At 39.1% G+C, this 25590-nt stretch carries 29 protein-coding genes, 1 pseudogene and 1 riboswitch; of the genes and pseudogenes, 21 read left to right on the top strand and 9 right to left on the bottom strand.

The features are described 5' to 3' along the window. Window positions 1-305 precede the first annotated feature (305 nt). Together mcrC and AC0VX1_RS20745 are read right to left on the bottom strand one after the other, a co-directional pair. Window positions 306-1349: a 5-methylcytosine-specific restriction endonuclease system specificity protein McrC gene (gene mcrC, locus AC0VX1_RS20750; protein ID WP_475468685.1), complete on the bottom strand. Its 1044-nt coding sequence runs from the start codon at window positions 1347-1349 to the stop codon at window positions 306-308. Next, complete coding sequence (locus tag AC0VX1_RS20745) at window positions 1327-3780, bottom strand: AAA family ATPase (RefSeq protein WP_475468684.1); 2454 nt, start codon at window positions 3778-3780, stop codon at window positions 1327-1329. The genes mcrC and AC0VX1_RS20745 overlap by 23 nt, the downstream gene beginning before the upstream one ends. Before the next feature lie 198 nt (window positions 3781-3978). Here AC0VX1_RS20745 and AC0VX1_RS20740 point away from each other — a divergent pair, with 198 nt between their 5' ends. Then, the gene (locus AC0VX1_RS20740; RefSeq protein ID WP_475468682.1) at window positions 3979-4734 is read left to right on the top strand and encodes a sodium:solute symporter family transporter; all 756 of its coding nucleotides are present in this window, start codon (window positions 3979-3981) and stop codon (window positions 4732-4734) included. Window positions 4735-4815: 81 nt separating this feature from the next. Here the strand turns inward: AC0VX1_RS20740 and AC0VX1_RS20735 are convergent, their stop codons facing one another. Then, a complete protein-coding gene (locus AC0VX1_RS20735) occupies window positions 4816-5310 on the bottom strand; it encodes a L,D-transpeptidase family protein (RefSeq protein WP_475471846.1) in 495 nt (164 codons plus the stop codon). Window positions 5311-5508: 198 nt separating this feature from the next. On the opposite strand from AC0VX1_RS20735, the gene AC0VX1_RS20730 reads away from it, so the two are divergent. From AC0VX1_RS20730 to AC0VX1_RS20720, 3 genes are all read left to right on the top strand, one after another. Further along, on the top strand, window positions 5509-5847 hold the full coding sequence (locus AC0VX1_RS20730; RefSeq protein ID WP_057276953.1) for a hypothetical protein: 339 nt from the start codon (window positions 5509-5511) through the stop codon (window positions 5845-5847). 164 nt (window positions 5848-6011) lie between these two features. Continuing rightward, a complete protein-coding gene (locus AC0VX1_RS20725; protein ID WP_034309799.1) occupies window positions 6012-6737 on the top strand; it encodes a ZIP family metal transporter in 726 nt (241 codons plus the stop codon). Window positions 6738-6898: 161 nt separating this feature from the next. Next, window positions 6899-7270, top strand: a complete 372-nt coding sequence (locus AC0VX1_RS20720; RefSeq protein ID WP_063575287.1) for a hypothetical protein — start codon at window positions 6899-6901, stop codon at window positions 7268-7270. A 109-nt stretch (window positions 7271-7379) separates the two neighbouring features. Here AC0VX1_RS20720 and AC0VX1_RS20715 read toward each other — a convergent pair whose 3' ends face one another. Both AC0VX1_RS20715 and AC0VX1_RS20710 read right to left on the bottom strand, forming a co-directional pair. Continuing rightward, window positions 7380-8249 carry a 5'-methylthioadenosine/S-adenosylhomocysteine nucleosidase gene (locus AC0VX1_RS20715; protein ID WP_475468679.1) on the bottom strand — a complete coding sequence of 290 codons (870 nt, stop codon included), beginning with the start codon at window positions 8247-8249 and terminating at the stop codon, window positions 7380-7382. A 177-nt stretch (window positions 8250-8426) separates the two neighbouring features. Beyond that, window positions 8427-8530, bottom strand: a riboswitch (purine riboswitch). Window positions 8531-9460: 930 nt separating this feature from the next. Further along, complete coding sequence (locus tag AC0VX1_RS20710) at window positions 9461-10387, bottom strand: NAD(P)-dependent alcohol dehydrogenase (protein WP_475468677.1); 927 nt, start codon at window positions 10385-10387, stop codon at window positions 9461-9463. 207 nt (window positions 10388-10594) lie between these two features. On the opposite strand from AC0VX1_RS20710, the gene AC0VX1_RS20705 reads away from it, so the two are divergent. The 4 genes from AC0VX1_RS20705 (at window position 10595) to AC0VX1_RS20690 (ending at window position 12531) form a co-directional block, all read left to right on the top strand. Next, window positions 10595-11164, top strand: a complete 570-nt coding sequence (locus tag AC0VX1_RS20705; protein WP_475468676.1) for a dihydrofolate reductase family protein — start codon at window positions 10595-10597, stop codon at window positions 11162-11164. A gap of 286 nt (window positions 11165-11450) precedes the next feature. Next, window positions 11451-11942, top strand: a complete 492-nt coding sequence (locus AC0VX1_RS20700) for a DUF6773 family protein (protein WP_413009229.1) — start codon at window positions 11451-11453, stop codon at window positions 11940-11942. A 28-nt stretch (window positions 11943-11970) separates the two neighbouring features. Next, on the top strand, window positions 11971-12168 hold the full coding sequence (locus AC0VX1_RS20695; RefSeq protein ID WP_034309784.1) for a helix-turn-helix transcriptional regulator: 198 nt from the start codon (window positions 11971-11973) through the stop codon (window positions 12166-12168). A 108-nt stretch (window positions 12169-12276) separates the two neighbouring features. Continuing rightward, window positions 12277-12531: a sigma-G-dependent sporulation-specific acid-soluble spore protein CsgA gene (locus AC0VX1_RS20690; RefSeq protein ID WP_034309781.1), complete on the top strand. Its 255-nt coding sequence runs from the start codon at window positions 12277-12279 to the stop codon at window positions 12529-12531. A 43-nt stretch (window positions 12532-12574) separates the two neighbouring features. On the opposite strand, the gene AC0VX1_RS20685 is transcribed toward AC0VX1_RS20690, so the two are convergent. Further along, entirely contained in the window at window positions 12575-13228 is a 654-nt protein-coding gene (locus AC0VX1_RS20685) for a hypothetical protein (RefSeq protein WP_475468672.1), read from the bottom strand. A gap of 146 nt (window positions 13229-13374) precedes the next feature. Then, entirely contained in the window at window positions 13375-14238 is an 864-nt protein-coding gene (locus AC0VX1_RS20680) for a LysR family transcriptional regulator (RefSeq protein ID WP_475468670.1), read from the bottom strand. A gap of 129 nt (window positions 14239-14367) precedes the next feature. On the opposite strand from AC0VX1_RS20680, the gene AC0VX1_RS20675 reads away from it, so the two are divergent. The 7 genes and pseudogenes from AC0VX1_RS20675 to AC0VX1_RS20645 all read left to right on the top strand — a co-directional run bounded on the left by AC0VX1_RS20675 (window position 14368) and on the right by AC0VX1_RS20645 (window position 17930). Beyond that, a complete protein-coding gene (locus tag AC0VX1_RS20675; RefSeq protein WP_347343043.1) occupies window positions 14368-14658 on the top strand; it encodes a DUF2798 domain-containing protein in 291 nt (96 codons plus the stop codon). A 135-nt stretch (window positions 14659-14793) separates the two neighbouring features. After that, window positions 14794-15012: a DUF1659 domain-containing protein gene (locus AC0VX1_RS20670; RefSeq protein WP_413022701.1), complete on the top strand. Its 219-nt coding sequence runs from the start codon at window positions 14794-14796 to the stop codon at window positions 15010-15012. 43 nt (window positions 15013-15055) lie between these two features. Next, a complete protein-coding gene (locus tag AC0VX1_RS20665; RefSeq protein ID WP_053536155.1) occupies window positions 15056-15274 on the top strand; it encodes a DUF2922 domain-containing protein in 219 nt (72 codons plus the stop codon). A gap of 41 nt (window positions 15275-15315) precedes the next feature. After that, entirely contained in the window at window positions 15316-15471 is a 156-nt protein-coding gene (locus tag AC0VX1_RS20660; RefSeq protein WP_034309764.1) for a YvrJ family protein, read from the top strand. A gap of 156 nt (window positions 15472-15627) precedes the next feature. Further along, window positions 15628-15831: pseudogene (locus AC0VX1_RS20655) on the top strand (KGG domain-containing protein); the annotation flags it as partial. A 170-nt stretch (window positions 15832-16001) separates the two neighbouring features. Continuing rightward, a complete protein-coding gene (gsiB, locus tag AC0VX1_RS20650; protein ID WP_063575296.1) occupies window positions 16002-16448 on the top strand; it encodes a glucose starvation-inducible protein GsiB in 447 nt (148 codons plus the stop codon). A gap of 135 nt (window positions 16449-16583) precedes the next feature. Further along, window positions 16584-17930, top strand: coding sequence for a DUF3238 domain-containing protein (locus tag AC0VX1_RS20645; protein WP_475468665.1), 1347 nt, complete (start codon window positions 16584-16586; stop codon window positions 17928-17930). Window positions 17931-18006: 76 nt separating this feature from the next. Here the strand turns inward: AC0VX1_RS20645 and AC0VX1_RS20640 are convergent, their stop codons facing one another. Next, window positions 18007-18399 (bottom strand): thiol-disulfide oxidoreductase DCC family protein, encoded by a 393-nt coding sequence (locus tag AC0VX1_RS20640; RefSeq protein WP_106026156.1) that lies wholly within the window; start codon window positions 18397-18399, stop codon window positions 18007-18009. A gap of 366 nt (window positions 18400-18765) precedes the next feature. Between AC0VX1_RS20640 and AC0VX1_RS20635 the strand changes: the two genes are divergently transcribed. From AC0VX1_RS20635 to AC0VX1_RS20625, 3 genes are all read left to right on the top strand, one after another. Next, window positions 18766-19737 (top strand): acyltransferase family protein, encoded by a 972-nt coding sequence (locus AC0VX1_RS20635; protein WP_098187352.1) that lies wholly within the window; start codon window positions 18766-18768, stop codon window positions 19735-19737. A gap of 979 nt (window positions 19738-20716) precedes the next feature. Beyond that, on the top strand, window positions 20717-21826 hold the full coding sequence (locus AC0VX1_RS20630) for a D-alanyl-D-alanine carboxypeptidase family protein (protein ID WP_475468662.1): 1110 nt from the start codon (window positions 20717-20719) through the stop codon (window positions 21824-21826). Between the two features lie 195 nt (window positions 21827-22021). After that, window positions 22022-22534, top strand: a complete 513-nt coding sequence (locus AC0VX1_RS20625; protein WP_475468660.1) for a DUF3189 family protein — start codon at window positions 22022-22024, stop codon at window positions 22532-22534. Between the two features lie 205 nt (window positions 22535-22739). On the opposite strand, the gene AC0VX1_RS20620 is transcribed toward AC0VX1_RS20625, so the two are convergent. Further along, complete coding sequence (locus AC0VX1_RS20620; RefSeq protein WP_054399815.1) at window positions 22740-22919, bottom strand: small acid-soluble spore protein H; 180 nt, start codon at window positions 22917-22919, stop codon at window positions 22740-22742. Between the two features lie 221 nt (window positions 22920-23140). Here AC0VX1_RS20620 and AC0VX1_RS20615 point away from each other — a divergent pair, with 221 nt between their 5' ends. The 3 genes from AC0VX1_RS20615 to AC0VX1_RS20605 all read left to right on the top strand — a co-directional run bounded on the left by AC0VX1_RS20615 (window position 23141) and on the right by AC0VX1_RS20605 (window position 25179). Further along, window positions 23141-23593: a GNAT family N-acetyltransferase gene (locus AC0VX1_RS20615; protein ID WP_057276934.1), complete on the top strand. Its 453-nt coding sequence runs from the start codon at window positions 23141-23143 to the stop codon at window positions 23591-23593. Window positions 23594-23696: 103 nt separating this feature from the next. Then, a complete protein-coding gene (locus AC0VX1_RS20610) occupies window positions 23697-24569 on the top strand; it encodes an AraC family transcriptional regulator (RefSeq protein WP_063575304.1) in 873 nt (290 codons plus the stop codon). 154 nt (window positions 24570-24723) lie between these two features. Beyond that, window positions 24724-25179, top strand: a complete 456-nt coding sequence (locus AC0VX1_RS20605) for an SRPBCC family protein (RefSeq protein WP_413022711.1) — start codon at window positions 24724-24726, stop codon at window positions 25177-25179. The last annotated feature ends 411 nt before the right edge of the window (window positions 25180-25590 follow it).

The raw sequence follows: 25590 nt of genomic DNA, 5'->3' as shown, positions 1-25590 counted from the left end.
TCGAAAACAAATCTACTTTGCAGACAAATCCTCTAAAAAGCTTTGGGAGTAAGATGAAGTAGGAGTTAGTAAGTTGATTTCGACTAGTGTTATTTTCTTTTGAAGAAATATTTTTAAGCTGAACTTTAACGTTACCTCTGATGATCAAAAGATTTTTTAGAATATTACGGATATTTGTATGGATAGGCTGTATTATCACTTTGAGCGGAAGGCTAGATAGTCATTACTATAAGTCCGATTACAAATTTGTAATCGGACTTTGCAGTTATTGGTTCAGAAATATAAATATGAGTGACTTCTTTTTACTACCTTAATACAACTATTTCAAGTAACCTTTCATGGATAGATTCCCAGTTGCTATTTAAATCCACTGTGAAAATTTTCATAGGAAAGCCCTTCACTACATAGGAGAGATTCAGTGCCTTACCGGTTTTTGGATACAGTAGGATGCCTACTGTTTCCTTCCCTATAGCTTTTTTATGATTACTTAAATAAGCAAAAAGCTGATAGAGATTTCCGCTAATTAGTTTTTGAGATCCCCAGTTTTGTATAAGCGAGTTTTGATAGTATTTTGTATCCATGATAATTTTCCACTCAATATTTTCAAGTGATATATCTGTTTGCATGAGGGGGAGATAGGCGGTGTTTTCTCCCTCTGCTTCCCAATAAATGTTTTCTCGGTAAACTTTGAATTCTGGTAACTCTATTTTATAAAAGGAGCGAACGAACTCCTCGAAAAGACGTGCCATCGCTTTTGGTTCTCTTTCAAAATCTGCGAATGTAGTTTCTAGACCTTCCTCATGCATTAACAACGATTCAAATAGAAAACGACAAATATCCAATACAAAACGATAATGTTGGTTACTTCTGTGGAGCTTGATCTTATAAAAAATTTGGGGATCAAGCTTAATAGTACTGTTACCTTCAAAATACGGGTATAGTTGACGAACCTCCCCTTTAAGCGTTGGATCTAAGTTTGAACTTTGGATCAATTTAACCAGGGTAGACTTGATAATCTGGTTGTGGAGAATGTCATGGCTCATATCTTCAAATTCACAATGCATTTTTCCTCGTTTAAAGGAAATAGTATTAATAGATTCCTGAAAATGGATTCTTCCTCTTAAGTTTGATAGTTCCTCTTGATAGCTCTTGTATTCTCTATAAAACCCTTTTTTGATTAGGGATCGGAGTTTAACTAGTAGAATCCTTGTCAAAAGGTGCTTCATATCCTTTTCATTTTCACGAGAAATGTTGGCAAAGTCTTTCTCTGCTAAATGTCCCCATGCATAGCAAAGCATATAATAGAGATTTTTAATTGGAATTTTGTTAGAGTCTGGAGAGGAGACCATTTACTTTATCCTCCTGATCAAACCAATACTCTCTAAGCAATGGGGCAATTTCTAAGCGAATAATCCGTTCATACCATTTTTGCTCATCCTCCACCTGCTCGAAGGTAGGGCAGAAATAACTATGTCCAATCTCATATCCTTTGCCCAGGTTGACAGTATCTTTTATGATTTCCTGATTGATTTCACTAATGGTTGTGGTTAATTTATCGATAAATCCTTGACTAATTCCTTTATTGATTAGATATTCTTCAAATTGTTCTGTATGGAAAGCCGGTTCCAAAGTAATAAACGAGAATCTTCTACGAAGGGCATAATCTACCATGGCTAATGAACGGTCAGCAGTGTTCATTGTTCCAATAAGATATAAGTTTTTAGGAATATAAAAAGTATCCTCACCTTCACTATAAGCAAGCTTTACGGAATATTTCTTTCCTCGTTTATCAGCTTCAATCAGCATCATTAGTTCTCCGAAAATCTTCGAAAGGTTTCCTCGATTAATTTCATCAATAATCATATAATAATTGCTTTCCGGATCATTAATCGCTTTTTTACAGAAGGAGTAAAAAATGCCATCCTTTAAAGAAAAGTGCCCTTGTGCACTCGGTTTATAACCTCTAATAAAGTCTTCATAAGAATAAGATTGATGAAACTGAATCATTTCTATTTTCGTATCATCCCTAGTGCCCAAATGTAGATAAGCAAGTCGCTTAGCAATAAAGGTTTTTCCTACTCCTGGCGGCCCTTGGAGGATGAGATTTTTCTTATAATCAAGAGTTTCAAGGATTTCCTCTATCGTTTCTTCATCCATAAAAACTTCTGTGAGAATTTGCTCACTATTATAGAGAGCAGCTTTTTCAATAACAATAGGCATAGTTGTATCATTTTCTAGATAAACAGACTTTTCTCTTCCGACCATATCTAACAATTCTTTTACAAAATCCTCATAGGGACTGATATCTGTTAGGGTTTTGGTGATCAACTGATTATTTTCAATTTCCCATTCCCCAGTTGCTAGCCATTCTACCTTACGCAATGATTGGTAACGTTCACGTGTTGGATCGTATTTGTAATCCGAAACAATTTTTCCATAAGCAATAATCTGTTTGATTCCTTTTTTGATAAAAACATAATCGCCAATTTTCATTTCATGAGCGAACTGATAGTTGGCAAGTGCATCATTATTAGGATTGTGATCAAGCTGGAATGCTTCTTTTAAAGCTTCTGCTATTTCTCTCTTGCTTTTATATTGTTTAAGGTCACTAATTTCTTCCCAGCCAATTGCTATTAGCTCATTTTGGTGGAAATCCTTCCACATCGAGTTGCCTTCCCCAGCTGCTAATAGCCAAAATTGTGGAAGATCATCCTCTTCAGTTTGATATTCTATTTTCCCGTATTTCTCAAATAGAAAACTAAAGAATTGATCAATTTCATAAAAAATGGGCAGGTTAGTTCTCTTTCCGACTATTTCAAGATATGTGTCCACTATTTTATTTTCTTGCATGCAGATCTGGAATTTTAGTAATTTGGTCGCAAAGGAATCTCCGCGTGAATAATTAGGAGTCAGTTCTAGGATATTTTCTGCTGCCACTTTGTCTCTTTGATTGTAAAAACAATATTCTTCTGGAAAAAGATTTCCTATTAATTCACTGATAACACTTGTTCCGAATCCAAAAAGCTTGTATTCCCCATCAGAGAGAAAACGATCAATTCGGTCTTTGATGGAATCATTTCCGTAAATGAGGTATTCAAAGCTTTTTCGGTAATGGTCAATAGGAGCATTCATATTTCCGAGGGCTCGCTTCTTAGCAAGCGGCATTCGAAAAGCATTGATATGATTGCCCAACTCCTGAATGTCTTTCCATTCCATCGCTTGTATGTTTTCCTGTTTTTTAAATTGATTGAAAAATTGATAGCTTTCTTGTAAATACTCAATATTCGTCAAAAACCAGTTTTGTGCTTCGTCCTTAAAAAAATGAAGGAATTTTTCTGTTGTAGAAAGGTTTAGTCTATCTTGGATTTCTGAAGGTGAATTCCATAAGTTTTTGAGACGATTGAATTCGTCATCAGTTAATCGGTAGTTTGTCATTTGACTGATTTTGAATATTTGTAAGTTCATTGTATCTGGGATTTCTTTTAATTCATGACGAAATAGCATTTGTTCTTCTGCTGTTAAACGACATTCGAGTACTTTTAAGTCTACCTTGAAATCCTCCTCATTTTCATAAGGTTCTGACACAATTTCGCATAATGCGATTACACCGCCAGAATTTTTGATTCTGCCATCAGATCTCCAAATAAAGACTTGATCTTTTTGTTGTATCTCATCCAAATACTGCTTTTGTCTGATTGACCAGTTTATGACTTCATTTTCTAAGAAGTATGTATCTAAATCAAAATGTTTTGGGTTTCCTTGAAAAATCCACTTGCCCATTTAAGAATTCCTCCTATTAAATTAATATATTATTTTATCATAAACCATTTTTGTAATTTTTAAATCAATTTAGGTAACTCAATTCACTATATACAGCCTATATAAATTTATTGATACCATCATGCTCCTTTTCCCTAACCTCTGTTTAGCCTAATTATCAACGCCATCCGGGCCGGCGTTTGGGCAACGATATCCATTTTGACCGTCTATTTGTTTCTCCATATCAGCATATCGACAATCACCACCATTAAAGCGGATATCGCCCCGACGGAAAAGGTATTCATTTGGGCAGCGATGAATATTGTCCCGACATGGCTTGGAGTCATCAGCGTCAGCGGCATCATGGCTGCGGCCTTATCATCCTGTTCGAGCTTCCTGCAGATTATAGGAAGCAGCATAACACGGGATATCATGGAACAATCACGGAAAAAGGAATACACAGATCATCATCTATTACGGGCCAGCCGCATTTCCATGGTCGTGATCAGCTTGATCATCTTATTGATTGGCTTGTTCCAGCCGCCTGCCGTCATGTGGATCGGCTACTTTGCGGCTACACTATTTGCGGCATCATGGGGACCGATTGCCATATCAAGCGTATTCTCAAAGAAGGTAACGAAAGAAGGCGCATTTTGGAGCATCGTATTCGGCTTCTTTGGTGTAATACTCGGAGAAAGTCTCGGCATGTTTGGTATCAGCCTTCCCGTTTACCTCAATCCTGTCATCATTGGTTTAATCTTAAGCATAGGCGCACTTATCATTGGCTCCAAGTATGGAACAATCACCATCGAAGAAAGGGAATTTCATGCAAATATCCTTCAAACCCCGATTGAAATAGACGAGCAAAAAGAAATGAACATCACCCGCAGATACCCAGCTTATTTAATGATCAGCGGCGTCATGATCATCATGGTTACACTGGTGTTTTATTATTGGCCGATTAATATGAATTGAATGACATATACTCATGTACTGGCAGGGGAGATCCCTGCCTTTTTTTGAATGAAAAAAGTGTCCAGGTTTCCCCTAGACACATTAAGGATGAATCGAAACCAATGTCCCGATTGGAACAATCCTTGATAATTCCTCCACGTCCCGATTATGCATGCGAATACAGCCTTTTGAGACGGCTTTACCAATTGAGCTGGGATCGTTCGTTCCATGAATGCCGTAGTGCTCCTTAGATAGACTCATCCATATTGTACCGAATGGGCCTCCGGGGTTGGGGGCTTTATTAATGATGATGAATTTTCCTACCGGTGTACCGAACAGCATTCTTCCAACGGCGATCGGGTATTGCTTTTGCAATACTCCATTTTTTAGCAGCCTTAGCTTACGATTGTTAACGGACACATCGATTCTAAATGGAATGGTATCAGCAGGAGGAAAACCAGGGATCATGATGGGTTGACCAGGATAAATGACATTAGGGTTTATGGTCGGGTTAGCAGCGATGATTTCAGATAGTGGTGTACGATAGTCCCTGGATATCTGTGTCAGTGTTTCACCTGGTTTAACTGTATGAATCAGTCTGAACACCTCCATAGGTTATAGTGGTCATGTTCCATTCTATGTGAATTTTTAAAAGTGTTTCGTAACTCGCTGTTATCTGTTTTTAATAAAACTTATATGTTAAGTAACCAAGCCGAAAAGAAACCGAAATGTTCTTTTGATAAAATAAGTTTTTAGCGAGATGGATTTTTTGTTAGTTAAAGAGGGGGATTAAGGGTGGAGGAACATGTGAAAAAGGCTTTAGTAGAATGGAATGAAGAAATCAGTGATGTGTTAAATGGGATAGAAAAAGAGTATGAAGAAGTTAAGCGTGACCTTCAGGTTTATTCCTATAAATTCAATATTACTAAACAAGTTGTGCAATCCACTATAAATGATGAAATTATTCGAAACATCCGCGAGCTCTATCATAAACCTTTTGAACAAAAATTGAACGAATTGAAAGAGTCGATAAAAGAGCTGGAAGAAAAGAGAAAGGTTTTTCAAATGTTTGTCGATAAAATCGAAAAGGTTAGTGAAAGGGAAGAAGGAAAACCGCAAATATCAGTCATATAAGGCAGCGAAGGGCAGGATACTCATAAGTACTCTACTATTCTATACCCAAAAACTAGGCAGCGAATATACCTGCTTTTTTTTGCTGGAATAGCAAAAAGCGTCCCTTGTTTACCCCAACATCAACCCGGGTACACTATCCTATAAAAAGGAAATGGGGGAATTCTATGTGGAATGCGGTCTTTTGGGGAGGGGTATCGGGTTCTGCCGTCCTGCTTGGCGCACTTGCCGCCATCCTCATTCCGATAAAGAAAAACATCATTGGCTATATTATGGCCTTTGGTACGGGTGTATTGATTGGTGCCGCGGCATATGAGCTGCTTGCTGATTCGGTGAGTGATGGAGGAATCTGGGCGACGGGGATCGGATTCATAGCAGGGGCCGCCGTGTTTACTGCCTTGGATTTTCTTATTTCCAAAAAAGGTGCGGATAAAAGGAAACGGTCCAATAATAGCTCTTCGAAGGAAGCGGGCCTAGCCATTTTCATCGGGACGGTGATGGATGCCATACCGGAGTCGATCATGATTGGCGCAAGCTTAATAAGCGGCGGCTCGGTAAGCTGGCTATTGGTCATTGCCATCTTCATCAGTAATATTCCGGAGGGGCTCTCAAGTACGACAGGTCTGCTCAAAAGTGATTACTCCAAGAAGAAAATCATGCTGCTGTGGTTTTCCGTCCTGATCATTTCGGCACTTTCCTCGATGTCGGGCTATCTATTCCTCGATCATGCCCCGGACTATGTCCTGGCAGCGATGGCAGCCTTTGCGGGAGGGGGAATCATCGCCATGATCGCCTCAACGATGATGCCTGAAGCATATGAAGACGGAGGGCCGATCACGGGCATATTCACGGCTGCGGGCCTGCTTATCTCTTTAGTTCTGGATTCGATGTAAGATTGTCCCCTTGGAAGGAAGGGGGGCAATTTTTTTTGTGAATTCTATCATAGAAGGAAATGTACAAGGAATCTATCTCGAAAAAGAATTGTTGGTGTTAAAATATCATTTCAAATCATACACTCTTCATATAGATTTTAGACATTGAGGAGCTGTTGGAAATGAACTTCGAGATGCAAATAGCGAATATGTTAGCTGATAATTTAAATGGTTTCATTACATTCGTCCGGGAAAATCATGAAAATGAAAATAATTGCTTTTGTTTAAATAAAGATAAATTGTATCAATTGAAGCTTCTTGTTGAGGAGTTTAAGTTTCAAGTATTGGCCGATGAACTTAAACGGATCAACCGGTTTACCTGGGATGAAAACTATACGCACTTATTAGTTGATAGATTCAGAAAAGGGATGGCAATCATTGAAGAGTACGTTGAAAATAACTACAGCGATTTATTCATTTTCACCGCTAGACTTTACACGTTGAATAGCCTCAGCTTAACCTTTTGCAAGGAGGAAGAATCAATAGTCAGCTAATTAGGGCACCCGCGAAAAAAAGAAGAGCACATATTATGTGCTCTTCTTTTTTTCATTATAGGGATAGTTGACCAAAAAGATTCTAATTCTATATGCTCCGAGCCCGATCTTATTTGCTTGGCATCGAAGAGATATATTTTTTGACCACTTCATACACATATTCTTGATTGGCTGCTGCTGTATTAGGGTTATATTTACCGCCATTCACTTTATTATTGGATAGCACTCGTATACCTAGGAAGGGCACATCGTAAGCTTTGGCGATTTGTGCTGCCGAAGCTCCTTCCATTTCTTCAACAGATGTACCATATTTCGTATGGAACCATTTAATCCGATCCACTTCATTATTCCAAACGTCTGCAGAACCGATAGTACCATCGACAACCTTACCTTTTGTGTAAGTATCTTTAACTGCATGAGCAGCTGCGAGTAAATCCTTATCTCCCTCGTAGAAGCGTGGTTTTTCAGCATTAGGATCTTCTCCTGCACTTCCTTCAGAAGCCATTAGGTCCATTGGTTTCCAAACGGTTGGATCGATTCCTTCGTTTTCAGCTTTATCGGCCGTTTTTAATGAACCTAGGTTTACCGTTCTTTTTCCTAAAACAATATCAAAAACGTTTAAGCTTGGATCATGTCCGCCTGATGTCCCTTGATTGATGATGGCAATAGGGTTATATCTTTCAATGGCCAATGCTGTAGCGGCAGCCGTATTTTCCATCCCTTTACCTGTTTTTGCCACGATTACAGGATAATTGTCTAAAGTTCCAATGTAAAATACAAAATCCCCTGATTTTTCTTCTTTAACATTTTCTAGCTTTTTAGCGAAATTTTCAGCTTCGATTGGCATTGGACCTTGAATCATGATCGGCCTTTGAGTCTTTTTTTTGACCGTTTCATTTTTGGAAGTGGAACTGCAAGCTGCAATCACCGACACGAAAAGTAAAGTAATGATTCCTAATAGAGTGTACTTTTTTAACATGTTTTTTCTCTCCTTAAAAACAAATTATCCAATTGTTTGAAACACTCGCAATTGTGGTCAAAGAAAAAGGTCCAGAACGGCAGAATGAATGCTGCCTTCTAGACCTACGATAGTCAAAGTATAGATAATCAAGCAAAAGTGAAGCGATTGCTAAATCATTAGCTGCCAAAAAGCGGGCGGCCGAATACTTTAACTCGTAGTCTAGTTCTTTAACTGGGAACCAGGTAGAAACGCTCAGACCATATTTCCGAGCATATACGAGTAATTACGATTATTACTTTGCTAATATAACAAACAAATACTAGATAATCAATAAAAAAGTGAACATTAAAATATAAATATAATATAATGTTCGTGTTTAAGGGGGGCTAATTCGATAATAACGTTGATTTCCACTCCAGGCACTCGCTTTCCGCGGGCGGTCGTGGAGCCTCCTCGGCTTGCGCCTGCGGGGTCTCCCCTAGACGCGCTTTTCCCGCAGGAGTCTCGTACGTTCCGTTCCAATCACTTGAACTTCTTTTTTAAGAAATATTGTAGGGTCTGGCGGTCCATCAACTTTCCGGTAAAAGGAGTTCCGAATTGCTCTCGCCCAGAACCAAAATTTTAAAGGTAAACTAGATTACTCTTCATAGTTTTTTTCAGTATTCCTTAAAGGGTTGAAGAGATTTGCGACACACCTGCCGAATAACGGTTAGCCAAGACCCCACAGACGCATGCTTTGATGAGCTTGGCAGACAGTCGGTGGAAAGGGAACGGGTTTCTGTAATAATCTGAAATGTTTTCTTGGAAAAACTGTAGGCTAGTCTCATCCCGAATTATGTTTATGACTAGATTATCCTTTAAGTTTTTTTCTGTAATCCCTTAAAGGATGGAAGAGATTTACGACACTCCTGCCGAAAAACTGGCTAGCCAAGACCCACAGGCGCATGCGCCGAGGAGGCTTGGCAGACAGTCGGCGGAAAGGGAGCGGATCTCTGAAATCAACTGGAATGTTTTCTTGAAAAAACTGTAGGCTAGTCTCAATTATGTTTAGACTAGTTTATCCTTTAAGTTTTTTTCAGTAATCCTCAATGGATGGAAGAAATTTGCAACACACCTGCCGAATAACTGGCTGGCCGAGATCAGACAGACGCTTGGCAGACAGTCGGCGGAAAGGGACGGATCTCTGAAATCAACTGAACGCTTTATTTATAAAAAGACTATGGGTTTTGTCAGGGTCGATCATGATCCACCAAAGTTATCACGACATTTCCTTTTTTATGTCCTAGCTCTACGTATTTATGAGCTTCGGGAATCTGTTCTAGCGGGTAGCGTTTATCAATGACCGATTTTAATTCTCCAGTTTCGATGAGCTCTTTGAGAAATAGTAAATCTTCCGTACGTTCCTTTGCTATTCCCTGTCCTTCAACGGACACGTATCGCCCGTTCAGGGTTAGTGCTTTTTTGCATGTGGCTTTCGAACTTTTCCCGACTGCATCAAAGATGATATCATATTGCTCTTGTCTTTCCGAAAAATCCTCTTCCATATAATCAATTACTTTATCGGCTCCCAATGATTTCACCAATTCAAAATTAGCGGCACTGCATACTCCGGTAACCTCTGTTCCAAAGTATTTGGCAAGCTGTACCGCTGAAGTGCCAACCGAACCGGATGCGCCATAGATAAGGACTTTTTGTCCGTCCTGGATATTGGCTTTTCTGAAAAAATGCAGAGCTGTCGTTCCGCCAAAAGAAACGGCGGCGGCTTCTTCATAGGTCATATTGACAGGCTTCATTGCGATTGGGCCATCTTCTGGTAAGCATGTGTATTCGGCATGGGCCCCGAAATTCATTCCAGTCATGGCAAAAATCTGGTCGCCTTTTTTGAATTTTGTCACATTCCTCCCCGTGTCTTCTATCTCCCCGGACAACTCCACTCCGAGTATCGGTTTTCGCGGCTTTCTAAGGCCCAGGAACATTCGCATCGGCAGCCATAATAAGAACGGGCTATTGAAACTCCGGACTCTTACGTCCCCAGAAGCCACTGTTGCCGCGTGAACCTTTACCAGTATTTCGTTGTCCTTTGGGGTTGGCTTTACTACCTCTTTGAGTTCCAGTACATCGGGTGAACCGTATTTCGTGCATACCATTGCTTTCATCGCAAGTCTCCTTAGTTTTTGATTCAATCTTTTAATACTATGATGGAAGCTGTAAGATAAAACTAACGTAACTGAAGTAACTTCTGATGAAATGTTGAAAAGCAGTGATTATTCATGGGGATTCCCTGAGGTAATAAGAGTACGTTCATTCGGATAAAGCCGCGAAACCTTTGGCTTTGCTGATAAACGGCAAAAGGAGATTAAAGAATGACCATTAACGAAAGACCAAGAAGAATAATTTTAGATTTAGCAGTTACATTAGATGGATTTATTGAAGGGCCAAAAGGAGAAATCGACTGGTGCATTATGGACTCTGAAATGGGGTTCATTGATTTCTTGAATCAAATTGATACTATTTTTTATGGAAGAAAAAGCTATGACTTATGGGGGCAATATACGCCAGAAAATGAGGTATCCGATACTGAAAAAGAAATGTGGAATATCGTTCATGGCAAACAAAAATTCATGTTTTCTAAAACGAAAAAAAGCACGGATAATAACGTAACGATCATAAATGATGATATTGTTGAAGAAGTAAATAAAATAAAGAATAAACCTGGTAAAGACATCTGGCTTTATGGAGGGTCAAGTCTTATTACATCTTTTATAAGATTGGGGCTGGTTGATGAATTCAGGTTATCTGTTCACCCTGTTATTTTAGGGGAAGGAAAACCTTTGTTTATTGACATAAAGGAGAGATTGAACCTAACACTGGTTAATACAAAGAGCTTTTCCTCTGGCGTTGTTCAACTTTGCTATCATCTTAATGAAGTGTAATTGATAAACATGATGATATATACTTGTAAAATGATGAATTCACGAGTAAAACGTTGAAATTCACGAGTAAAACCCAAAAACTCACGAGTAAATGCTTAGAATTCACGAGTAAATCCCCAAAACTTACGAGTAAAGCCATAAATAGGTATCCATACTTGATGTGTGGGTCCCTTTTTTTATACATAATGCAATTTATAAATTATAAAATGTAATATATATGTTGCAAAGAGTAAAATGAATCATATAATAAGAGTAAGCGATGGAATTAAATGGAGGTCGATTAAAGATGAATCTATTTAAACGAACGAAAAAGATCACGGATGAGCGGATTGAGAATGTAAGAAATAAAATTTATAAAGAAATGTACTATGTCATCTTGGTCATTTGCCTGGCGAGTGCACTTTTCAAACTATATAAATATGGTGCAGGCAGCGGGGAGTTATATCTGGAATTCGCGATCCTTGTTGGAGGGGGGCTGTATTACTTAGCTCGTTCGATTTTCTTAGGTGTATTTTGGGATGAGGTGGAGATGCATGACCGCAACAGCAAAACACCGATGAGCAGGAAGACGGTTCTTGGGGCGGTTGCTTTAGCACTTATCATCGCTATATTCATGGGCGTGAATAGTGCTGTATCCTATGCCGATGGCAGTTCCCAGGGCGTATGGTATTTTATATTGGTATCGTTTGTATCCGTCATGATCTATTTGCCGATTTTACTTCTGTTTTTTGGCGGTATATACTTGCTGGCGAAGAAAATCGGAATGAAGAATAACTAAGATAATAAGAAATAGTAGGTGCTGTCCCTTGAAAAATATAAAACTGAAGCTTGCGAGAGTAGAAAAGGACTTGTCACAAGAAGAACTGGCCAAGATTGTCGGCGTATCCAGGCAAACGATAGGATTGATTGAATCGGGAAAGTATAATCCCTCATTAAGTTTATGTGTCGGGATTTGTAAAGCATTATCCCGTACATTGGATGATTTGTTTTGGGAGGAAGACTAATTGGGTATCCATTGACTTGGATATCTTTTTTTTCAGGAATTTATCATCAAAAAATGGGGGAAGGTATAGCATGTAAGCAAAAATCTAACATTCGAGAGGGATGGTTTGATGGATCGTACGATTGGTTACTTACGTGAGATATTGTCTAACTATACGGACCAATATCCTGAAGCGCAGGAAATATATAATAAAATCAAAAGCGGACACTTTCATTCGGAAGAAGAACTCGTCAATAAGCTATCCGGTAAAGAGGCCAGTCTCCTTAACCACATTCTTCCTCAGGAAATCAAACATGCAAAGGAAGCGAGTGATTCGGAACGGGTCACGCAATTATCAGAGGTATATGAACTGATCATTATATGATGAAACCTTGTCCATGATGATCATGGACAAGGTTTTGTTGGTTTTATTCCATTTCACTAAGTGAATCCATATGACTGGCTATCATGGCAATGATCGTGCTTGCTTCTTCCTTGCTGAAAATGAAATTCGTTTCATCCTTTATCAGGTCATCATCCGCTGTCCGAATCCGATTGATCCGTTTCAGCACACCATCACCCGTCTCCTGAACGATACCGAACTGGTAGGTGACCTCCACTTCATTATCCTGGATATAGGCAGTCACTTCAGGCGTTTCCCAATCTACATCGATTTCGTATATATCGGAATTTTCGCCGTCAGGATCATACAAATCATCATTATCATCATCCATATCCATTTCATATGCATAATCATCCTCATCCTCATCTTCTTCCAAATAGTTATGGAAGCTCTCATGGACAGCATCGATGATATCTTCAATATCCGAAAGAATGACCTTGCTGATCTGCCCTAAATCCGGATCGAACGATTCCATATAAAATTCTTCATTATACGGATCAAAAAACAGCGAGGAAAAATAATCCCGCTCATCGTCTTCCAGCTCTGTATAAAACTCGATGCGTGGATGCTTAGACCCGCGCTCCACGATCATACTGCCATTACGATCGTATTTCTCACAAATTGATTTAAGATGATCCTGCAATTCCCCGCTTACTCTGTCAAACCATTCTAATGACATCAACATCCACTTCCTTTCGAGATTATTATTTCCCAGAAAAGCCGAACATGACATGCCATTTAAAGGCAGCTGCAATTTAACTTCGTATCAGGAATGTCGGTTATAAAAAATGAATATAAAGGGAAAATAAGATAAAAGCAAAAACGTTAGATTTCCCTATACCTTTCAATGATGAAGTCAATAAAATACCTGCTGGCGATTGGCAATACCCTTTTATCCTTATACGCCAAAGTAATGGTTCGGATAATAGAAGGAGAGATGCTTTTCGTTACAATATTATAGGGACATTTATGTAAGAGCAGTTTCGGTAAAATCGAAATGCCAAGCCCGTGTTCAATCATGGACATTATCGCATAAGGATCATATACCCGGTATTGTGTATCAGGTTCAAAATCGTACTGTTTAAAAATCATTAATGGTTCATGTATCACTCCCTCATCCAACAGAATATAAGGATCTTTTAGCAATTCCTCCAAGGAGACTTCTATAGATGATGTTAAAGGGTGATCTACTGGCATCACAGCCACCATCTCATCTTTTTGCAAGGGAATCGTAGTTAAATCCGAAACATTTGAATTCACAAAGCCAAAGTCTACGCTGCCTTCTTTAATCCAGTTCGAGATTTCCGTATAATTTCCTTGATGTAATTCGAAATGTACAGTTGGATAAAGTTCCTTAAAATCCTTGATCAATCCTGGTAGCCAATGACATGTAACACTGGAAAAGGTGCCAATACGAATAAGGCCGCTTTGCAGTCCTTCCATCTCTTTATGCTTTTCAGTCAGTTCCCTATGTGAGTTGCAAATCTTCCTGATATATGGCAAAAATTCCTCGCCATCTGGTGTCAGTGTAATACCCTTTCGAGAACGTAAGATAAGAGTGGTGGAAAGCTCTTCCTCTAATGAATGGACCATCTGGCTAATGGCGGACTGCGTATAGCCAAGTTCTTCAGCCGCTTTTGTAAAACTGCCTGTTTCTATGGTTTTGATAAAAGCATAATACGAATTCAACCGACCTGACCCCTTTGCATTAGTAATTCTAATAGAACTATTATAAAAATTGGTTTTACTAATGTAAATGGAAGAAATAAAATATAGTTGGAATCTAAAATTAAATCATGGAGTTGAAGCAGAAAAATAATGAAGATTAACGTTAAATACAGAAATATTATTTATGCATGTTTAATGGCTTTTTGTATGTCCTTTTTTATTTCATTCATATTAGTCTCAATAAATAGGGGGTATGATCATCAATTCTTATCTGCATGGTTAAAAACTTGGTCACAGGCTTTTATTTGTGCTTTCTTTGGAGCTTACTTCTTTCCGAGAGTCATACAACAAATAATGAGAAGAATTAATTTTGTAGAAAAACCGCTCATGATTGAGAAGGATTTATTAGAGAAGAAGACAATGGATGATGCGAGTAGATAATTAAAAGGATTTCCCGATTTTAGTGCTGCCCAAATGATGGGGAGCCTTTTTTGCGTTTCCCTGCAAAATTTCAAGATCATGCTGCTACTTTCATCCTGTAAAAGTTTATATAGAGTGTGAAAGGGGGTGAGTGGCATGGCAAAACAAATTCCAGTTTCAAGTACGTTGCGGATCGATTTTGAGACGGGGTTAAATGATAAAGGGGCTCTCGTTTTCAAGCGGAGGACCTTTTCGAACATCAAGGTCGAGGCGACGGCGGATCAGTTGTTTTCGACGGCTGAAGCAATCACAAGTGTGCAGGGCTATCCAATGGGTGAAGTGACCCGTGTGGATATGTATTCATTGATTGGCTGATCGTTATTTGGAAAGATGCCGGAAGCGGGGGAGGTGATTGGAAATGGCTAAAGTACTGGAATTGATTTTCGTTACAGAGGAAGGCAAGTCAGCGACGATTTCCGTTGATAATCCGAAGGAGCCGGTCGAAGTGAATACGGTTAAATTGGCAATGGAAAAAATCATTGCGGGGAACGTGTTCGTTACATCTTCAGGGGATTTCGTCGATTTGAAAGCGGCACGCCTTGTCGAGCGGAATGTCGAGGAAGTGGAACTCATCTAAGAACGGGTCTTGTTGGTCACCCAGGAAGAGAGGTGGAAAAAGTGGATCAAATCCTGCCGTTTGTCAGTGATATTGGGTTCCCGATCATTGTTACCCTTTATTTGCTTCATAGGATTGAAACGAAATTGGATACTTTGAATGAAACCCTTGTAGAGCTGCCAGAACGCCTGCGAGAAGGGATTCCGAAGTCAGGTTAAGGATAAGCGGGGAGCCTCATGGGTGATAGCATCCATGAGGCTTTTCCTTTTAAAATGGAAAAGTTTTAATAGATTCTAGTTTTATATCAAAACTATCGGGTATACATAAAACTGTAGCTAGTTCATCAAAAATCCAAATAATAAGGAGGAATTTTAATGGCTAACAACAATGAAAAAATGAGCAGGGAAGAAGCTGGCCGCAAAGGCGGGGAAGCTACAGCAAAAAATCATGATAAGGAATTTTTCCAAGAGATTGGTCAAAAAGGCGGAGAGGCCACTTCCGAAAATCATGATAAGGAATTCTATCAGGAAATCGGCAAAAAAGGCGGAGAGGCTAGAGCCGATCAACGTGATTCCGATGATTGAAAAATGAGCAGGAAAAAGCAGGACTTAATGGCGGGAAAAAAAAGCCGCCGCTAAAAAAAACGATCTGAAGTTTATAGCTAAATCTAGTTTTATGGCTGTTCAAGCGGGTACATGACATATGTAGCTAGTACATGGAAAATCCAAATAATAAGGAGGAATTTTTAATGGCTAACAACAATGAGAAAATGAGTCGTGAAGAAGCAGGACGTAAAGGTGGAGAAACAACAGCGAAAAATCATGATAAGGAATTCTATCAAGAGATTGGCCAAAAAGGCGGAGAGGCCACTTCCGAAAATCATGATAAGGAATTCTATCAAGAGATTGGCCAAAAAGGCGGAGAAGCAACCTCCGAAAATCATGATAAGGAATTCTATCAAGAAATTGGCCAAAAAGGCGGAGAAGCCACTTCCGAAAATCATGATAAGGAATTCTATCAAGAGATTGGTAAAAAAGGCGGAGAAGCCACTTCCGAAAGTCATGGCAAGGAATTCTATCAGGAAATCGGCGAAAAAGGCGGAGAGGCACGGGGCAATCAACGTGATGATTCCGATGATGGAAAAATGAGCCGTGAAGAAGCAGGACGCAAAGGCGGGGAAAAAAGCCGCCGTTAAAATATAATCCAGTGAAACTTATAAATGACCGAGGGAGTAAACATTCCCTCGGTTTTTTTATGCCAGCACAGCACATCGCAAAGTGTGCTCAGGGATTAAAGTGGGTAAAGAATAACACCTAGAAAAGAAGAGGTGATGAAGAAGTTGATTGCCCATTATTCATTTCCCCGTTTAAAAGTAGGCGGTGTTACATTCACTGCACGGCATTCATTGCTTGCTCTTGGTCTTGCGGGAATTGCTTATCTGGTTTCCAATAAGAGGAAGCATCAAGCGGTATTCAAAACGGCTTCATTGATGTGCAAAATTGAACGGAAAGAGGATTCCATCAAGCTTATTTGGCCTGATGAAGGTGGTTACTATCGGGTATTCAGGGGGCGAGAGCTGATTTACAGCGGCCCGGAGCCGAAGATGGCAGATCAGGGTCTTGCTCCAGGAACCATCTATACGTACACGATAGATAGCTTGAATGAAAAAGAACAGGCAGTGAACAGGATGAAAATACAGACATCAACGACCGCGGAAAATAAAAAAGAGGATAATATCCTTTTGGATTTGGTATTCACCACAATTGTCGCAAAAGGCCAAGCCAGCCTGGAATGGGAGCCCATCAAGGGAATAAAAGAATATACGATTTATCGAAACGGCGTGGATATTGGGAAAGTGAGCGGATGTTCCTTCAATGATCGGAGTATTAGTGAAGATCAGGAATACACATATACCATTAAAGCGAAGCGACCCCTTCCGCGCTCGGAGCAGGAGTCCTTTGCCGTGAAATCCCTTGTAGCTAGTATTGTCGGAACTGTAAAAAAAGGTTCATCCCAAGCAAAGGCGGCGATCGAGGAAATAACGAATACTAAAAAAATAGGGCCTGTAAAACAGCTTTTGCAGTCAGTTGAAAACGATGTGGATGGTAAAAGGAAAAGAAATTGGCAGCTGCGCTATTCCACTTTTTTACCGGAAGAGTGGCTGAAAAATCCCAATCTGGCCTCAAAGGTTCCCTATTTTAAAGGAGACAACCGCGGGTTTGATCCTGAATCATCCCGTTTCCGGACCAGGGTCGATGTGTTCATTCACGAAAAGGAAAGGGAAGCCGAGATTGAATTTTCCAAAGCGGTCGGGAAAAGTGAGGCCTACAACCATGATGGGGATTTCCTTGAGGAGGGAGTGGCCTCGGATGAAGGTGTTATAGTGAAGCGCGTAGTATCCAATCATGAGAAAACGACAATTCAGCTGACACACTCTGTAGGCAATCCGATCATCATTTCACCTGCCGTGGATTATAAAGTGATCGGGACCTTTTACCGAAATGGTGAAATCAATATCGCCGGCTATCATGATCAGGCCCCGCATCACGAAGTCTACCTAAAGGAGGCAGACGACCAAAACTGGGAACCGCTGCACCTAGCGGAAAACAAAGGACTCGAAATGATGGCGCACCCTACGGCCAATCATTTATGGAGATACTCCACATTCACACAATGAAAAGGACGAAAAGCCAAGAGCGCTTATCGTCCTTTTTTATGTTGAGGACCAATGCCAATCCAACCACTACATTTTTTTATAAAAACCGCTTTCGAACACTTGGCGACGGCAGCATACAGCTTTCTTCTTTCTTTCCGAACCATTTGTAACGGTTCCTGGCAATGAAATCATAAACGAAGTTCCGGATGAAGCTTGGGACGATGATGAAACCGTAAAGCAATTTCCATGCCCCTTGTAAGCCGCGGCAAATCCTCAAGGCTGCAGACGATTTATAGTAGGCCTTATCCTTTTCGATCAGCACCATGCTATCTATATCTGCAGGAACATCATACTTCTTCAGCAACTCTTGTCCTGCCTCACTTTGAAGCGAAGCGTAATGAAAAAGCCCCTGCGGATCCCGCTTGATAATGAACTGGACACTCGAATCGCAAAAGTTGCATTCACCATCAAACAAAATGACCGGATTCATGAACATTCCTCCTATAGAGAGACGTTATCATACTCATGCTTATATAATACACTACCCGTTTTGAAAAGACGAAAACGTCTGGAACTGCCTGGAGTTTTGATGATGGAAGAGATTGTTCGTTCCGGCAAGTCACTAACGGGTACGTAAGCCAATAAGCGGGTGTACCCATATATAGGCAGTTTTTTGACTGTTATCAAACTGTTATTTTCCATTAACTAAACTGTAAACAAGCTGTGATATGGTAGATACTCCAATGAAGTTCCAAGCCGGCAATCCTATAGTAGAGGAACGCCGGCTTTTTCATTCAAACCATAAATGAGGATTAGAAAATATAACTGGCAGTTTCTTTATAGGAGGTAAGATTTCATGAAACGTGATCCGTATTTTGATAATGCGAAAGCTGTCTTAATCGTACTAGTTGTTTTGGGGCACACATTAGCTAGAATGGTGGAAGAAAACCAATGGATTTTAACTATTTATCTGTTTGTTTTTTCATTCCATATGCCAGCTTTTATTTTAGTATCCGGTTATTTTTCCAGGAAGATAAAAAGTAAAAAGGACCTCTGGGGGCTCATTAAGAAAATATTAATTCCCTATGTAATATTCCAGGTGATATATACCTTCTATTATCGGAAGGTATTTGATGAACCAATAGACTTCACAATATTGACTCCAAGATGGGCTTTATGGTTCTTAATAAGCTTATTCTGCTGGAATATATTATTGTTTATATTTTCCTCCAGGAAATATGGAATCGCCCTTTCAATCATTGTCTCGCTAATAATCGGTTACTTTGGTGAAGTGAATGAATGGTTAAGTTTGTCGAGAACCTTCTTTTTCTTTCCTTTCTTTTTAATTGGTCATTTTTTAGAAAAAAATCATTTTGAATGGGTTAAAAAGAAAAGTAATGCCCTGATCGGCTGGGCTGTACTAGGGTTGATCTTTACCGGTATTTATTTCTATGGGGAAATGACTTGGAGGGAATGGTTTTATGGCCGCTTAGGTTATCAGGAATTAATGGAAGGCTCCATTGCCCTCGGTTTTATATATAAGTTACTCGTATATTTAATTATGGGAGCAGCAACTTACTGTTTTTTATGTATAGTTCCTAAAAAACAAACGTTTTTTACTGAAATAGGATCCATTACATTAGGTATTTATCTTTTTCATATGTTTTTCCTGGAATATGTTTACAACTCATTTATTTATGATTGGATCAAAGAAAGTGGCCAATACTATGTTTTATTAGTCATACCTGTAACCATAATATTTATATTATCAAGAAAACCGATAGTGAAAGTGGAATGTGCGTTAATAGGAATGAAAATGAAAACATAACAGAATTTTAACACTGTAGACAAACTCAATGAAAACAAGTTTGCTCAATTTTCATTTAGGTTTGTAAAGCATGGAACGTCGATTTCCACTCCAGGCACTCGCTTTCCGCGGGCGGTCCGGGAGCCTCCTCGTCGCTTTGCGCCTGTGGGGTCTCCCCTCGACGCGCTTTTCCCGCAGGAGTCTCGAACATCCGTCCAATCAACTTTGTGTTTTAAAAGAAAAAACGGCTGGCTCGTCTTATTCCAAACCCTATATAAGACAAGGTTATCCTTTATGTTTTTTTCCTGTAATCCTTAATGGATGGAAGAAATATGCGACACTCCTGCCGAAAAACTGGCTAGCCGAGACCCCGGAGACGCTTGCGTCGAGGAGGCTTGGCAGGCAGTCGGCGGAAAGGGAGCGGATTTCTGAAATCAACTGGAACGTTTCTTTTAGAAGAAACTGTAGGCCGGGCTCATCTAAACCATGTTTAAGACTAGTTTATCCTTCATGTTTTTTCCTGTACTCCTTAATGGATGGAAGAAATATGCGACACTCCTGCCGAATAACTGGCTAGCCGAGACCCCACAGACGCTTGCGTCGAGGAGGCTTGGCAGACAGTCGGCGGAAAGGGAGCAGATTTCTGAAATCAACTGGAATTTTTAAAAGAAAAAACTGCAGTCAAACTCGCTTTTCTTAGAGTTTCTCTACAGGCAGAGCCCTTCCGTTTGAAGGGTTTTTTCATGAAAAGAAATTTCCAGGTATTTAGTGAGCTGCTAAAAAATCCGTTTAATGGGGATTAAATGGAGGCTCCACTAAAAGGGTTACAACCCTTTTAAAGTTATTTCAGGAAAGAAAATGAAGGTGATTACCCGAAATGTTTCCAAAATTATTAAGGGGTAATTACTTTTGTATTTCACTTTCAATAAAACAACTTAAAACATTTAGATTTATTTTATTATAACTATATAAGATTTAACTATCATCAAAGGAGCGGCATATGAAAAAGTTTTTCATCATCTTCATTTTGGTTTTAATCCCTTTCGCCTCTACGAAGGTAAGTGCAGAATCTGACTTACCTCTCAATAGTGAAGCCGGGATCATTATTGACGCGAAAAGTGGAAAAGTATTATACGGAAAAAACATGGATAAACGTATGTATCCAGCCAGTCTAACGAAAGTTGCAACAGCGATATATGCTATAGAACACGGGGATAAGAACGAACTGGTGACTGTTAGCAAAAAAGCGGCGAAGGCAGACGGGTCTTCGGTATTTATTGAACCTGGGGAGGAAATAGAGCTTTCCAAATTAATTGCAGGCATGCTAATCAACTCCGGAAATGATGCAGCCATCGCAATTGCCGAGCATATGTCTGGCAGTGAAAAATTGTTCATGGAAGATTTGAATGAGTTTTTAAGAAAAGAAGTAAACGTCACCGATACTCATTTTACGAACCCCCATGGATTGTTTGACAAAGACCATGTAACTACGGCCAGTGACCTTGCGAAAATTACCCAATATGCAATGAAAAATGAAACATTCCGTGAGTATTTTGGGAAGAAAGAGTTACCATGGGAAGTGGAAACATGGGACACAACTCTGATTACCCATCATAAAATGTTAAAAGGCGAACTCCCCTATAAGGGAATAACCGGCGGGAAAACCGGTTTCGTAAGTCAATCCGGCTACACCCTGATTTCTACTGCCACTAGAGGAGAACAGGAATTGATTGCTGTCACTCTAAAAGCTCCTTCAGACAAAGTTGCCTACTCTGATACCAAGCTTTTATTCAACTATGGCTTTGAAAACTTTAAATCAGGAAAAATTGATAAAAAAAGCAAACTTTATTCAGCGGATTACTCTAATTCCTACACGCTGAACGAAGACATATACTATACTCATTTAATCAGTGATCAACCTAGTCTAAAAACGAGTAATGATGGAATGCTTTCAATCATGAACCAAGAAGGGGAAGCAATCGACTCCTTTGACCTTAAAACGGTCGCTGATGTTAGGAACACAGTATTGCCTGCCCCGATTAAACAAGAAACAATCGATGATAAGCTAATTAAATTTTCTGTCCCATCTTTAGGGTTGGGAGGATTTTAAAACTTATTCCTATACATACCCCAGTTTATAAAAAATAAAAGTGTGCCCTTATCATCCATGAATGATAGGTGCACTCTTTTATTTTTATTGATGATCCGAGGACAGGACTATACGAATCGGACAGCACAAAGTTCCTGAATTGGAAATGGAGTATATGACCATAATAGTATTAAAAAAACTATTAGGGATGATTTCATGATGTATATCTATAATGATTATGGGGGTACACATACCACGTCTTTGGCTGCCGCCTATCATTTAAAACAATTACCTCAATCGGAAAGAAAACTAACTTCTGAAGAAATATTAAATGTGAAATATTTTAATAAATTAACGAAAAAGGAATTTGGAAAGCTGATTTTTCGCGGGATCGATGAAGATGGTAATTCCGTTTATACAATGGGACATAAAAGAGAGAAACTCGTTGTTCCGGCATTAAAAGAATTAACTTTACTACTGGAAAAGAAATTTCACTTTAACGAAAAAATAGTATTCTCCAATACATCCCCTACTGTCCCTATTGCCATGTCTATAGGGGGATTTTTATCAAGAGCATTAAAAATTGATTTCATAGGTGTGCCATTATTAATTATAGGCACCAAACAATGCTGTGATAATATTTTTCGCTTGGTTGAAAACACGAAACAAATAGGAAAAGCAGCGAATGGGGAAAAAGTGATTATAATAGAAAATGAAAAATATAAGTAATCCTATTACAAATTTACTTAGCCCATCAAAAATCGTTTTTGAAAGTGCAGGCTGTCAACTGTATAGGGATACAAGTCAACAATTGATGTTGGCTTTTTTTGTTACGCTTCTGGATGGATACATGCTATACAAGAGGGGATGCTTGCACTTAATCGAACAATAAACCACCACCCGGAAGTGGAGGTTTATTAATGAATCGAGGAAATTACTGTTCTTGCAGGCTGGTTACAGAAACACTTTGTTTTTTATTTGGATCATCAAGGGGATGGATTGTAGCTGTTCCATTTTGTTCATCCACATGCTCAATGTAGATACTTTCCTCATTATAGGTTACAGTAACCATATTTGGTGAAGAAGCAATTTCTTCTGCTCGTTGTGCGTTCATTTTAGCCACCTCCTTTGAGTTTGCAACATGTTTAATATTTGTTCCGATTTACTTAGATATACTAGTTGTAATTAAAATTCTTCCAAGAATCCCTTACTTAACGAATTGGTGGGTGAGTTATTTGTATGGCAGTTTTTAAATATTTCGATAACGCAGGATAGTTCAAGATAAAATCAGTTGATATAATTACAGAAAATTAAAAAAGTATAGGGGAATGTAAAATGAATAATGAAGGATTTTCGATTTCTACTAATAAAAAGTATTTAGATGTAGATGTAATACATGATTTTTTGAATCATGAAGCTTACTGGTCAAAGGGGATAACTAAGGAAACAGTAATAAAGTCAATTGAAAATACGACCTTATGTTTTGGGGTTTATAAGGGTGAAATAGGAAATGAAGGTTGTGATCAAGTTGGATTTGCAAGGGTAATAACCGATTTAGCAACCCATGCGTATCTTTGCGATGTGTTTATATTACCTGACTATCGTAAATTAGGATTATCAAAATGGTTAATGGACGTTATCACCGACCATTCCGAACTAAAAAAGGTTCGCAGGTTTATGTTAGCAACGAATGATGCACATTCATTATATGAAAAATTTGGTTTTAATCAGATTGATAAACCAGAGCTATTTATGCAAAAAGTCGGTAAAACCCCATTTCAACAATAAGTACTTTTAATACAAAGGGATTAGACCCTGCATAATCGTGCACAGAATGTCGGATGTTTCATTTCAACTCCTGCTATTCTGTTGATATAAGGGAGGTCATTGAATGGATTCGCTCAAAAATATGAATGGTGCCATTAAATTCATTGAAGAAAATCTTACGAACGAAATTGATTTTAAAGAAGTTGCAAGGCTCGCTTATTGCTCGGAATATCATTTTAAAAGGATGTTTTCCTTCCTTGCCGGTATTTCACTATCCGAGTATATCCGCCGAAGACGACTTACACTTGCAGCGTTTGAGCTTAAAAATAGCAACATAAAGGTCATTGATATTGCGATAAAGTACGGGTACAGTTCACCAGACTCGTTTGCAAGGGCGTTTCAGCATTTGCATGGTATCACGCCATCCGAAGCGAGAAGTAATGGCCATTCACTTAAAGCCTATCCACCGATGTCCTTCCAATTATCCATTAAAGGAGGCAGTGAAATGAACTATCGAATTGAAGAAAAAGAGGCATTTCACATAATTGGAATTAAAAAAAGGGTTCCAATCATTTTTAACGGGGTCAATCCAGAGATTGCATCTATGTGGAAAAGTTTAGACGAGAAAACGATAAATGAACTTAAAAACCTATCGAATGTCGAGCCATTAGGGCTGCTTAGTGCATCCGCGAACTTTTCCGAAGGCAGGTTGGAGGAAAAAGGGGAGCTTGATCATTATATCGGCGCAGCTACAACGAGGGAATGTCCAGATAACTTAACACAGCTGAATGTTGATGCGTCTACATGGGCGGTATTCGAAGCAGTCGGCCCCTTTCCTGAAACACTGCAAAATGTTTGGGGACGCATTTATTCCGAATGGTTTCCATCCTCTAACTATGAACAAAGAGAAGGGCCGGAAATCCTTTGGAATGAAAATAAAGACATAACCTCACCAACATTTAGAAGTGAAATATGGATCCCCGTTATGAAAAAGTAAGTTTACCAGGCGAAGAATTTATCGGAAAAGCTGTCTTCTGGCAGCTTTTGCTTATGGAGCAAACAGGGAAGGATAAGGGAATAAGAGCTGGGTATAATTTGCTTTAACGAGCTATAATGGTGGATAGAAAGTGCTAATATAAGGAGATTGGAAAATGCCTGTTATTGAGTATCAACAATTTATTAAAGCCCCAGTTGAATTATGTTTTGACCTAGCGAGGAGTGTGGATATCCATACCAAAACGACAGCGAACACAAAGGAAATGGCTGTTGATGGTGTGACAGAAGGGCTATTAGAGGAGGGAGATGCTGTTACTTGGGAAGCCATACACTTTGGTATTAAACAAAGGCTGAAAGCCAAAGTGATACTAATGGAAAAACCAAATAAGTTTGTAGATATTATGGTGAAGGGTGCCTTCCATTCCTTCGTACACACACATCAGTTTAAAGAAGAACCAGGCGGAACTATAATGATGGATACATTTCAATATAAGTCACCGTTCGGTCCAATTGGAGTATTAGCTGATAAGTTGTTTTTAGAGAAGTATATGAGGGCATTTATCGTTTCTCGTGCAAAGGCACTGAAAAAGATTGCCGAGAATACGCAATAACCTTAATGCCTTACTCTAAATATCATGGGGTGCTGCGGCAGCCTTTTTTTTGTTCCCCTAGTACCAGGAGGAACTAATTCACTGATTAAGAATGAAGAAGTTGATGAATAATGAAATGATTCCCTGATGATGAAGATGGACAAGTGTTATAAATGCTTTATAGAACTAATGGGTGCTTAGCTGAAGTTCGGAGCTGTCTTTATAACCGGCACCCTAAAGATTAGCGAATGGCTCGGCTCAGCGGTACAACCGTGTTAGGCCCGCGGATACAACCGACCGTTAATTATAATTACGGATCAAATCGTTTGCTGCGATTAGATCTTTTCTTTTGTTTTTATAAGAATAACACAAACAGAACAAATGTTCCAGAGTTAATGTGTAAAATTATTACTTTTTTTCAAAAATAATCTT

The organism is Peribacillus sp. QJM3NY_7, from assembly GCF_056173225.1.
The sequence above is the reverse complement of the archived record's forward strand: the minus strand, read 5'-3'. Positions and strand labels throughout refer to the sequence as shown.

What these genes read in the sequence shown, in the direction of transcription:
- mcrC (WP_475468685.1), bottom strand. Translation starts at nt 1,349, where the DNA reads ATGGTCTCCTCTCCAGACTCTAACAAAATTCCAATTAAAAATCTCTAT.
- AC0VX1_RS20745 (WP_475468684.1), bottom strand. Translation starts at nt 3,780, where the DNA reads ATGGGCAAGTGGATTTTTCAAGGAAACCCAAAACATTTTGATTTAGAT.
- AC0VX1_RS20725 (WP_034309799.1), top strand. Translation starts at nt 6,012, where the DNA reads ATGTGGAATGCGGTCTTTTGGGGAGGGGTATCGGGTTCTGCCGTCCTG.
- AC0VX1_RS20720 (WP_063575287.1), top strand. Translation starts at nt 6,899, where the DNA reads ATGAACTTCGAGATGCAAATAGCGAATATGTTAGCTGATAATTTAAAT.
- AC0VX1_RS20715 (WP_475468679.1), bottom strand. Translation starts at nt 8,249, where the DNA reads ATGTTAAAAAAGTACACTCTATTAGGAATCATTACTTTACTTTTCGTG.
- AC0VX1_RS20710 (WP_475468677.1), bottom strand. Translation starts at nt 10,387, where the DNA reads ATGAAAGCAATGGTATGCACGAAATACGGTTCACCCGATGTACTGGAA.
- AC0VX1_RS20705 (WP_475468676.1), top strand. Translation starts at nt 10,595, where the DNA reads ATGACCATTAACGAAAGACCAAGAAGAATAATTTTAGATTTAGCAGTT.
- AC0VX1_RS20700 (WP_413009229.1), top strand. Translation starts at nt 11,451, where the DNA reads ATGAATCTATTTAAACGAACGAAAAAGATCACGGATGAGCGGATTGAG.
- AC0VX1_RS20690 (WP_034309781.1), top strand. Translation starts at nt 12,277, where the DNA reads ATGGATCGTACGATTGGTTACTTACGTGAGATATTGTCTAACTATACG.
- AC0VX1_RS20685 (WP_475468672.1), bottom strand. Translation starts at nt 13,228, where the DNA reads ATGTCATTAGAATGGTTTGACAGAGTAAGCGGGGAATTGCAGGATCAT.
- AC0VX1_RS20675 (WP_347343043.1), top strand. Translation starts at nt 14,368, where the DNA reads ATGAAGATTAACGTTAAATACAGAAATATTATTTATGCATGTTTAATG.
- AC0VX1_RS20670 (WP_413022701.1), top strand. Translation starts at nt 14,794, where the DNA reads ATGGCAAAACAAATTCCAGTTTCAAGTACGTTGCGGATCGATTTTGAG.
- AC0VX1_RS20665 (WP_053536155.1), top strand. Translation starts at nt 15,056, where the DNA reads ATGGCTAAAGTACTGGAATTGATTTTCGTTACAGAGGAAGGCAAGTCA.
- gsiB (WP_063575296.1), top strand. Translation starts at nt 16,002, where the DNA reads ATGGCTAACAACAATGAGAAAATGAGTCGTGAAGAAGCAGGACGTAAA.
- AC0VX1_RS20645 (WP_475468665.1), top strand. Translation starts at nt 16,584, where the DNA reads ATGAAGAAGTTGATTGCCCATTATTCATTTCCCCGTTTAAAAGTAGGC.
- AC0VX1_RS20640 (WP_106026156.1), bottom strand. Translation starts at nt 18,399, where the DNA reads ATGAATCCGGTCATTTTGTTTGATGGTGAATGCAACTTTTGCGATTCG.
- AC0VX1_RS20635 (WP_098187352.1), top strand. Translation starts at nt 18,766, where the DNA reads ATGAAACGTGATCCGTATTTTGATAATGCGAAAGCTGTCTTAATCGTA.
- AC0VX1_RS20630 (WP_475468662.1), top strand. Translation starts at nt 20,717, where the DNA reads ATGAAAAAGTTTTTCATCATCTTCATTTTGGTTTTAATCCCTTTCGCC.
- AC0VX1_RS20625 (WP_475468660.1), top strand. Translation starts at nt 22,022, where the DNA reads ATGATGTATATCTATAATGATTATGGGGGTACACATACCACGTCTTTG.
- AC0VX1_RS20620 (WP_054399815.1), bottom strand. Translation starts at nt 22,919, where the DNA reads ATGAACGCACAACGAGCAGAAGAAATTGCTTCTTCACCAAATATGGTT.
- AC0VX1_RS20615 (WP_057276934.1), top strand. Translation starts at nt 23,141, where the DNA reads ATGAATAATGAAGGATTTTCGATTTCTACTAATAAAAAGTATTTAGAT.
- AC0VX1_RS20610 (WP_063575304.1), top strand. Translation starts at nt 23,697, where the DNA reads ATGGATTCGCTCAAAAATATGAATGGTGCCATTAAATTCATTGAAGAA.
- AC0VX1_RS20605 (WP_413022711.1), top strand. Translation starts at nt 24,724, where the DNA reads ATGCCTGTTATTGAGTATCAACAATTTATTAAAGCCCCAGTTGAATTA.